Below are 7,548 nucleotides of genomic sequence, written 5' to 3'. Positions count from 1 at the left end.
CTCGACGCCCGCGGCGAACAGCAGCACCAGCTGATGCACCATCTCCTCATCGCTGAGCCTGGCCGGATGGTGAACCAGTCGCGTGGTGACGTCGTCAGCGGGCTGGACTCGTTTGAGCGCGGTGAGGTCGAGCAGGGCTTCGCTCATGAGCCGGTTCACTTCCGCGGTGTCCACGCCATCGAACATGGCGGCGTTGACCGCGGCGATGCGCTCACCGATCTCCGGTGGGCAGCCCACTGCCTGGCAGAAGGCCGAGAAGACAAGCGGGAAGGCGTATTGGCCGAGTGCGTCAGCCGTGCTGTCCCCGCAGAAACTGTTGACCAGGGGGACGGCGGCGCGCTCCACCATGGCCCGCACCGCGTGGAGGTCGATGCCGGCGAGCGCGTCGTTGATCGTCTGACGGTAGCGGGCGTGCATGTTCCCGTCCGTGCGGATGGCGTTGGGCCGAGCTTCGACCATGGGCATGATCGGGATATCGGCGGGCACAGTCTGCTGCCAGATACTCGGATCGGACGGAAAGCGGACGGGATCGTTGAGGATCCGCACCGCGGTCGCGTACTTGATGACCAGGGTCGCGGGCACTCCGGGCCATATCTCGACCGGCACCAGCGGCCCGTAGGTGGCACGCATCCACCGGTAATGCCCATGAGGATCGGCCGCGAACTCGGGACCGTAGATCGAGACTCGCGCGGGATCGGGCGACCTCACGCCGAGAGGCGCGCCCTGATGCGCGTACTGCGGATCCACATCTGCTCCAGGGTTCCGTGAAATTGGCTGCGGGAAAATATAACTCACGCTGGTAGCGGTCACATCTCCACCGTGTCGAGGTGGGAGCCCGCTGAACGCCGGAAGCGACCGGCGTGACCACATTGTTCGAAGTCGCGTTCAGTGGACTCGGGGTCGGCCATGCGTTCCGGGTCAGAAGCCGAAAATCTCTGCCAGGGTGATGGATTCGTCGTCCCAGCGGAGTTCGATGGCCGACCGGTCGGGGTCGGGGAGGCGGGGGTCCCAGCCGACTCTGCGCCAGAAGGCTTCTCGATGCTCATCGGGGAGGGGATGCGGGGTGCTCATTCGGGGTCCCTGAATCGTGACTGGCGTCACATAATTCTAGCCAGCAGAGCTGAGCGCCTGGACCGGATCGGTCCAGGCGCTCAGTCCTTTTCGGGGCGGGGGCAAGCCCGCCGGTCAGTTGGTTTTCGGGGCGGTGAGGTCGTAGAGGGTGATGCCGTCCACGTCCTCGGCGGTGAAGTGGTCCTTGACCCAGGCGGTGATCTGGGAGCTGGCGCCGTTGCCGCCGCGTTCGCCGCCCATCTGGCTGCCCGCGATGAAGTAGTGGATGCGGCCCACCTGGACGTACTCCTGGAACTGGGCGAGGGTGGGGGAGGGATCGCTGCCGTTGAAGCCGCCGATGGGCATGACCGGGAGTTCGGTCGTCAGCTGGAAGCCGGCTGCCGAGTTGGAGCTGACGGTGGCCGCCACCCAGGTGTAGTCGGAGCCGTCGGCCTTCAGGAGGGCGGTGACCTTGGCGCTCGGGCGGCTGGCCATCATCATGTTGCCCGCCGCGCCGCCGAATCCCTCAGGTCCGCCGGGGGTTCCGCCCGGGCCGCTGTTCGTGGAACCGCCGTGGCGCGGGCCGCCATTACCGCCGTTCCCGGGCGCGAAGCCGTTCCCTTCGCCGAAGACGTTGCCGGGGAGCCCGTTGGGACGGTCGCCGCCGCGTGGTCCACCCGGACCCCAGCCGCCGCGGACCGCCGGCCCGGCCGACGGCATCGGTCCCTGGTGCGCGGTGGCGATCCCGTCCACGGCGTACGCGGCAGGAGCCGCCAGACCGAGGATCACCGCGGCCGCCGCGACGAACAGACCGGCCTTGCGGGGCAGGCGGAGGAGCAGCAGGGTGACGACGATGCCGCCGACCAGCACCGTCCAGCGCAGCCACGGCACGAAGGAGACGCTGCGGGACAGGATGATCCACGCGGTGGCGGTGGTCAGGGCCATGGCCGCGCCCAGGGCCGGCCGCACCCAGGGTTGGTCGCGGCGCCGCCAGGCGAGCACCGAGCCCGCGCCGATCAGCGCGGCCACGCCGGGGGCCAGCGCCACCGTGTAGTACGGGTGGAAGATGCCCTTCATGAAGCTGAACACCAGTCCGGTGCCGACCAGCCAGCCGCCGAACAGAATGAGTGCGGCGCGCTGCGGGTCGGTGCGGGTCAGCGTGCCGCGCAGGACGATTCCCGCCACCAGCAGGACGAGCGCCGCCGGGATGAGCCAGGCGATCTGACCCGCCTGCTGCGGCTCGAACAGTCGCCCGATGCCGGGCGTGCCCCACATGCCGCCCCCGCCGCTCGGCATGTCGCCGCCGAAACCGCCGACGCTGCCGCGCTCCTCACCGTTCAACCGGCCCAGGCCGTTGTAGCCGAGGGTCAGTTCGATGATCGAGTTGTGCTGCGAGCCGCCGAAGTACGGCCGGTCCGCGGCGGGCCACAGCTCGGCGAGCAGCACCCACCAGCCCGCGCCGGCCACCATGGCCGCGCCCGCCGCGAACAGCTGCGCGATCCGCTTGCCCAGCGCGGGCGGCCCGGCGATCAGGTAGGTCAGCGCCAGCGCGGGCACCACCAGCAGCACCTGCAATTGCTTGGCCAGGAAGCCCAATCCGATGAACGCGCCGGTGAGCACCAGCCAGCGCCAGCGCCCATCGGCGACCGCCCGGGTCATGGCCCAGGCCGCCGCGAGCATGAGGAACACCAGCATGGCGTCGGGGTTGTTGAACCGGAACATGACGGCCGCGATGGGAGTGAGCGCGAGCACCAGCCCCGCCAGCAGTCCGGCGGTCGCCCCGAAGTTCCGGCGCACGATCGCCCACAACAACGCCACCGACGCCACGCCCAGCAGCGCCTGCGGCAGCAGCATGCTCCAGCTGTGCAGCCCGAAGATCCGCACCGAGATCTCCATGGGCCACAGCGACAGCGGCGTCTTGTCCACCGTGATCGAGTTGGCCGCGTCGGAGGAGCCGAAGAAGAACGCCTTCCACGACACCGAACCCGCCTGCACCGCGGCCGAATAGAAGGAGTTGGCCCAGCCGTTGGCGGACAGATTCCACAGGTAGGCGACGGCCGTGCCGACCAGCAGGGCGGCCAGGGCCGGATACTCCCGGCGGTCGCCGCGCGCGGCGGGCGGCTCGGCCGAGGGCGGGGCGACCCGGGTCTCGGGCAGTGTCGCGGTCATCGGTCGCCTCCTCGGCTGATTCGATCGGTCTGGTGATCGTCGGGCATGGTCCAGAACGGCAGTTCGCCGTGTTCGGGGCGGTGACGGCGCGGGAAGTCGACAGCGGCGAGCCGGAAGCCGTCCGGGAGTCCTGGCCGCGCACGGGAGAACGAGGTCAACGCGTCACCTCGGGAGTGGTGTGCTTCCCGGCATTGCGGAACACCCAGCGCAGTCCGACGAACCGCAGCAGTGTGGCGACCAGGTTGGCCACGACCAGCACCACCAGTTCCAGATGGACGGCCGCGTCGGGGGCCCGATCGTGCAGGGCGAACAGCGAACCGGAGGTCAACGCCAGTCCGACGCCGAAGATGGCCAGTCCCTGGAAGTGGTGCGACACGGCCTGATTGGACCCGCGCACCCCGAACGTGAAGGCCCGGTTGGCGGCGGTATTGCCGACCGCGGTCATCAGCAGCGCGAGGAAATTGGCGGCCTGCGCCCCCGTAATCCCTTGCAGTAGTACATAGAGCAGCAGATACGCCAGCGTCGAGGTGACACCCACGATGCCGAACCGCACCAACTGTCCGACCATGCCCAGCGGCACGCCCTCGACCAGCGGTTCCCGCCCGATGGCCGCCCGCAGTTCGTTGATCGGCAGCCGTCCGGTGGTGAGCGCGCGCCCGACCCGCCAGATGCCGAGCAGGTCCTTGCGGGCGGTGTCGACGATGTCCACCCGCGAGTCCGGATCATCGATCCAGTCCACCGGCACCTCGTGGATGCGCAGCCCGATCTTCTCGGCCAGCACCAGCAGTTCGGTGTCGAAGAACCATTCGCCGTCCTCCACCAGCGGCAGCACCAGCTTGGCCACCTGGGAGCGCATGGCCTTGAACCCGCACTGCGCGTCGGAGAACTTGGCCTGCAGGGAGGTCCGCAGGATGAGGTTGTAGCAGCGGGAGATGATCTCGCGCTTGGGTCCGCGCACCACCCGGGACTGGGAGGCCAGCCGGGTGCCGATGGCCACGTCGGAGTGCCCGGACACCAGCGGCGCGACCAGCGGCAGCAGCGCGTTCAGGTCGGTGGAGAGGTCCACGTCCATGTAGGCGACGACCTGCGCGTCGGACGCCTGCCACACCTCGCGCAGCGCCCGGCCGCGGCCCTTGCGGTCCAGGTGCACCACGCGCACCCCGTCCAGCTGGGCGGCCAGCTGCCGCGCCACGGTGAGGGTGGAGTCGGTGGAGGCGTTGTCGGCGATGGTGATTCGCGCCGTGAACGGGAAGTTCAGGGTCAGGAAGGCGTGCAGCCGGCGCACGCAGGGGCCGAGGTCGACCTCTTCGTTGTAGACCGGAACGACCACGTCCACGACGGGCGCGGTCACTGCTGCAGTCGGTTCCGCCGCCCGGACGGCGGTCACGGTGTCGTTCATGGTGACCAACCTCGATCACCAGACTCACATCAGCCTGCGCCCTGCCTGGGAGGTTCCTGGGAGCGGGATTCCGCCAACCGTCGAGCTCAGACGTGCAGCCGCCACAGCGGCGACACCGGTCCGTGCCCCGCGCCCAGGTCGTAGGAGGCTTCCAGGCAGCGGAAGGTCCATTCCTTGGCGAAGGCGACCGCGTCGGGCACCGAGTACCCGTGGGCGAGCGCGCAGCAGATGGCCGCGGCCAGGGTGTCGCCGCCGCCGTGATCGTTGCCGGTGGCGAGGCGCCGGGCCGGGAGTTCGTGGAAGGTGTCGCCGTCGAAGAGCAGGTCGGTGGACTGCTCGGAGGTGCGCAGATGCCCGCCCTTGACGATCGCCCACTGCGGGCCGAGTGCGATCAGCGCCTCGGCGGCTTTGCGCGCCGACCGGTCGTCGACCACCTCGATGCCGGTGATGAGCCGGACCTCGTCCAGGTTCGGCGTGACCACGGTGGCCAGCGGAATCAGCGTGTGCCGCACCGCGTCCAGCGCCTCGGCGTGTAGCAGCGCGTCGCCGTGCATGGAGGCCGCGACGGGATCCACCACCAGCGGGATGCCGCCCTGCCGCCCGATGCCGACCTCGCGGCACACCTCGGCGACCGCCTCGATGATGGCGGTGGAGGCCAGCATGCCGGTCTTGGCCGCCCCGATCCCGATGTCGCCGACCACGGTTCGCACCTGGTCGGCGACGATCTGCGGCGGAATCTCGTGGAACCCGCTGACGCCCAGGGTGTTCTGCACGGTCACCGCGGCGACGGCCACGCACGCGTGCACGCCGCACAGGGCCATGGTGCGGGAGTCGGCCTGAATGCCCGCGCCGCCGCCGGAGTCGGTGCCCGCGATGGTGAGGGCGCGAACCGGGGTGGTGCCATTCGGGGCAAGCGGTAGGAACTGCACGTCACAGACCCTACCGATACCTGTGCGGACCTCGTCTTCCCCGTCCTCCGCGGCCGGTTCCCGGCCACCCGAAAATTCCTTCCGAATGAAATGATCAAAACTAAAACACGTTCTAGTCAGACCATGCATACTGGCGGCGTTTAGATCGAATTGTCCGGTTCCATCGGTGTGACCGGGCGTAAGGAGTCTCTGTGAACCATTCGACCAAGCGGCTGGCCGTCGCCCCCGTCGCCGGCGCCGCCCTCCTCGCCGGGGTGCTGCTCACGCCCGGCCAGGCGAGCGCCGACAACACCCTCACCAGCTTCAACAGCTCGTGCCAGGCGAAATCGATCATCACGGTCGACAAGTCCGTCGCGGTGACGATGCGGGTCGAAGCGCCGTCCACGGTCGCCGTCGGGGACACCTTCAGCTACCGGATTCAGCCCAGCGGCTCCTCGTTCCCGGACAAGGACTCCGGCGCGACGACCACCAACCTGTCGCGGATCAAGTACGACTACGAGATCCCCGCCAACTCGGAATTCGTGAGCGCGAATATCGTGCCGGGCACCGGCATCAATATCGACAATGTGCTCCCGAATGTTCTGCGCGTCAACGAATCCGGTGTGGTGGACAGCAACGGGAAGATCCTGCGGCTGTCGGGGAACAATGAGGTGGTCGGCAACAGCCCCACCAGCAGCACCAATTCCGAGGGCGGCATCCGCGCGCCGAAACTGAAGAAGAACCTCGACGGCACCCCCAACGCCGATGGCGAATCCTGGTTCCGGCTGCCCGATGTCATGGTCACCCTCAAAGCCGTCGCGCCCGGCGTGATCACTCCGAAGTTGCGCACCGCCGGCAGCGCCGCCAGCTACGGCAACGACCAGAACTTCAACACCTCGCTGGCCAAGGCCTCGCTGCTGGGCACCCAGTGGGCCCCGACCCGCTGCATTCCCAGTGACGACAAGAGCACCCTCAACGCGGGCGCGGGCCCGCTGGCCACCATCACCGTCACCGGGCCGGTCAACAACTCCACCACGACCACGCTGACCGCGCCCGCGAGCGCGACCACCGGCCAGGCGGTCACCTTGAGCGCGACGGTGGCCCCGGCCGCCGCGACCGGCACCGTCCAGTTCAAGGACGGCGACGCCAATCTCGGTGCGGCCGTTCCGCTGAACAACGGCACGGCGACCCTCTCGCAGACCTTCACCACCGCGGGCGCGCACTCCATCACCGCCGTCTACAGCGGTGACTCGAAGAACCAGCCGTCGACCTCGGCGGCCTCGGTCGTCTCGGTCACGGCCGCGATCGTCGACACCACCACCACGATGAACGTCCCGAGCACCGCGACGACCGGTCAGGCGACGGATCTGTGGGCGACCGTGAACGCGCCCGGCAATGTGCCCGCCGTGGGCGGCACCGTGCAGTTCAAGGACGGCGGCACCGATATCGGCGGCCCGATCGCTCTCGCCTCCGGCGGCGCGAAGCTGACCTACACCTTCAATGCCGCGGGCGCCCACGCGATTTCGGCGGTCTACTCCGGCGCGGAGGGCTTCAACCCGTCGACCGGTGCGGCCGCGACCGTGACGGTCAGCGATCCGGCTCCCGTCGAGCTGAACACCACGACCACCCTGACGGTTCCGCCCTCGGCCACCAAGGGTGACGCGGTGGCCTTCACCGCCGAGGTCAAGACCGAGGCCGGCGCGGCCGTCACCTCAGGCACCGTCCGATTCATGGACGGCGGCACGCCGATCGGTGATGCGGTGACCGTGGTCAACGGCAAGGCGACCCTGCAGTACACCGTCGGCCAGACCGGCAACCGGGTGATCACGGCGGTCTACACCGGCGGCACCGGGTACAAGGGCTCGACCTCGTCGCCCTCGACCCTGAACGTCAAGGACGCCACCACGCCCGGCGGGGGCGGCGGTTCCTTCGGCCTGCCCGGTCTGCCGACGGGCTCCCTGGGCAAGTGATCGAACGCTGATCCGATCGAACGCCGAACGCCCGGCCGGACTTGTTCCGGCC

6 protein-coding genes and 1 pseudogene are annotated in these 7,548 nt (G+C 69.2%); 1 reads left to right on the top strand and 6 read right to left on the bottom strand.

The features are described 5' to 3' along the window. The 6 genes and pseudogenes from ACFV4K_RS33620 to thiD form a co-directional block, all read right to left on the bottom strand. Window positions 1–630 (bottom strand): annotated as a pseudogene (locus ACFV4K_RS33620) (cytochrome P450); the annotation flags it as partial. Window positions 631–918: 288 nt separating this feature from the next. Further along, window positions 919–1,071 carry a hypothetical protein gene (locus tag ACFV4K_RS33615; RefSeq protein WP_379280328.1) on the bottom strand — a complete coding sequence of 51 codons (153 nt, stop codon included), beginning with the start codon at window positions 1,069–1,071 and terminating at the stop codon, window positions 919–921. 114 nt (window positions 1,072–1,185) lie between these two features. Further along, window positions 1,186–3,219, bottom strand: coding sequence for a glycosyltransferase family 39 protein (locus ACFV4K_RS33610; protein ID WP_379280327.1), 2,034 nt, complete (start codon window positions 3,217–3,219; stop codon window positions 1,186–1,188). Beyond that, entirely contained in the window at window positions 3,216–3,377 is a 162-nt protein-coding gene (locus tag ACFV4K_RS33605; RefSeq protein WP_379280326.1) for a hypothetical protein, read from the bottom strand. The genes ACFV4K_RS33610 and ACFV4K_RS33605 overlap by 4 nt, the downstream gene beginning before the upstream one ends. After that, a complete protein-coding gene (locus tag ACFV4K_RS33600; RefSeq protein ID WP_379280325.1) occupies window positions 3,374–4,618 on the bottom strand; it encodes a glycosyltransferase in 1,245 nt (414 codons plus the stop codon). Before ACFV4K_RS33600 ends, ACFV4K_RS33605 begins: the two co-directional genes overlap by 4 nt. An 86-nt stretch (window positions 4,619–4,704) precedes the next feature. Beyond that, on the bottom strand, window positions 4,705–5,547 hold the full coding sequence (thiD, locus tag ACFV4K_RS33595; RefSeq protein ID WP_379280324.1) for a bifunctional hydroxymethylpyrimidine kinase/phosphomethylpyrimidine kinase: 843 nt from the start codon (window positions 5,545–5,547) through the stop codon (window positions 4,705–4,707). A gap of 191 nt (window positions 5,548–5,738) precedes the next feature. Between thiD and ACFV4K_RS33590 the strand changes: the two genes are divergently transcribed. Next, the gene (locus ACFV4K_RS33590; protein WP_379280323.1) at window positions 5,739–7,496 is read left to right on the top strand and encodes an Ig-like domain-containing protein; all 1,758 of its coding nucleotides are present in this window, start codon (window positions 5,739–5,741) and stop codon (window positions 7,494–7,496) included. The last annotated feature ends 52 nt before the right edge of the window (window positions 7,497–7,548 follow it).

Origin of the sequence: Nocardia sp. NPDC059764, assembly GCF_042732555.1 — a bacterium.
Lineage (GTDB): Bacteria > Actinomycetota > Actinomycetes > Mycobacteriales > Mycobacteriaceae > Nocardia.
Note: the sequence above shows the minus strand (reverse complement) of the source record. Positions and strands in the feature narration are given on the sequence as shown.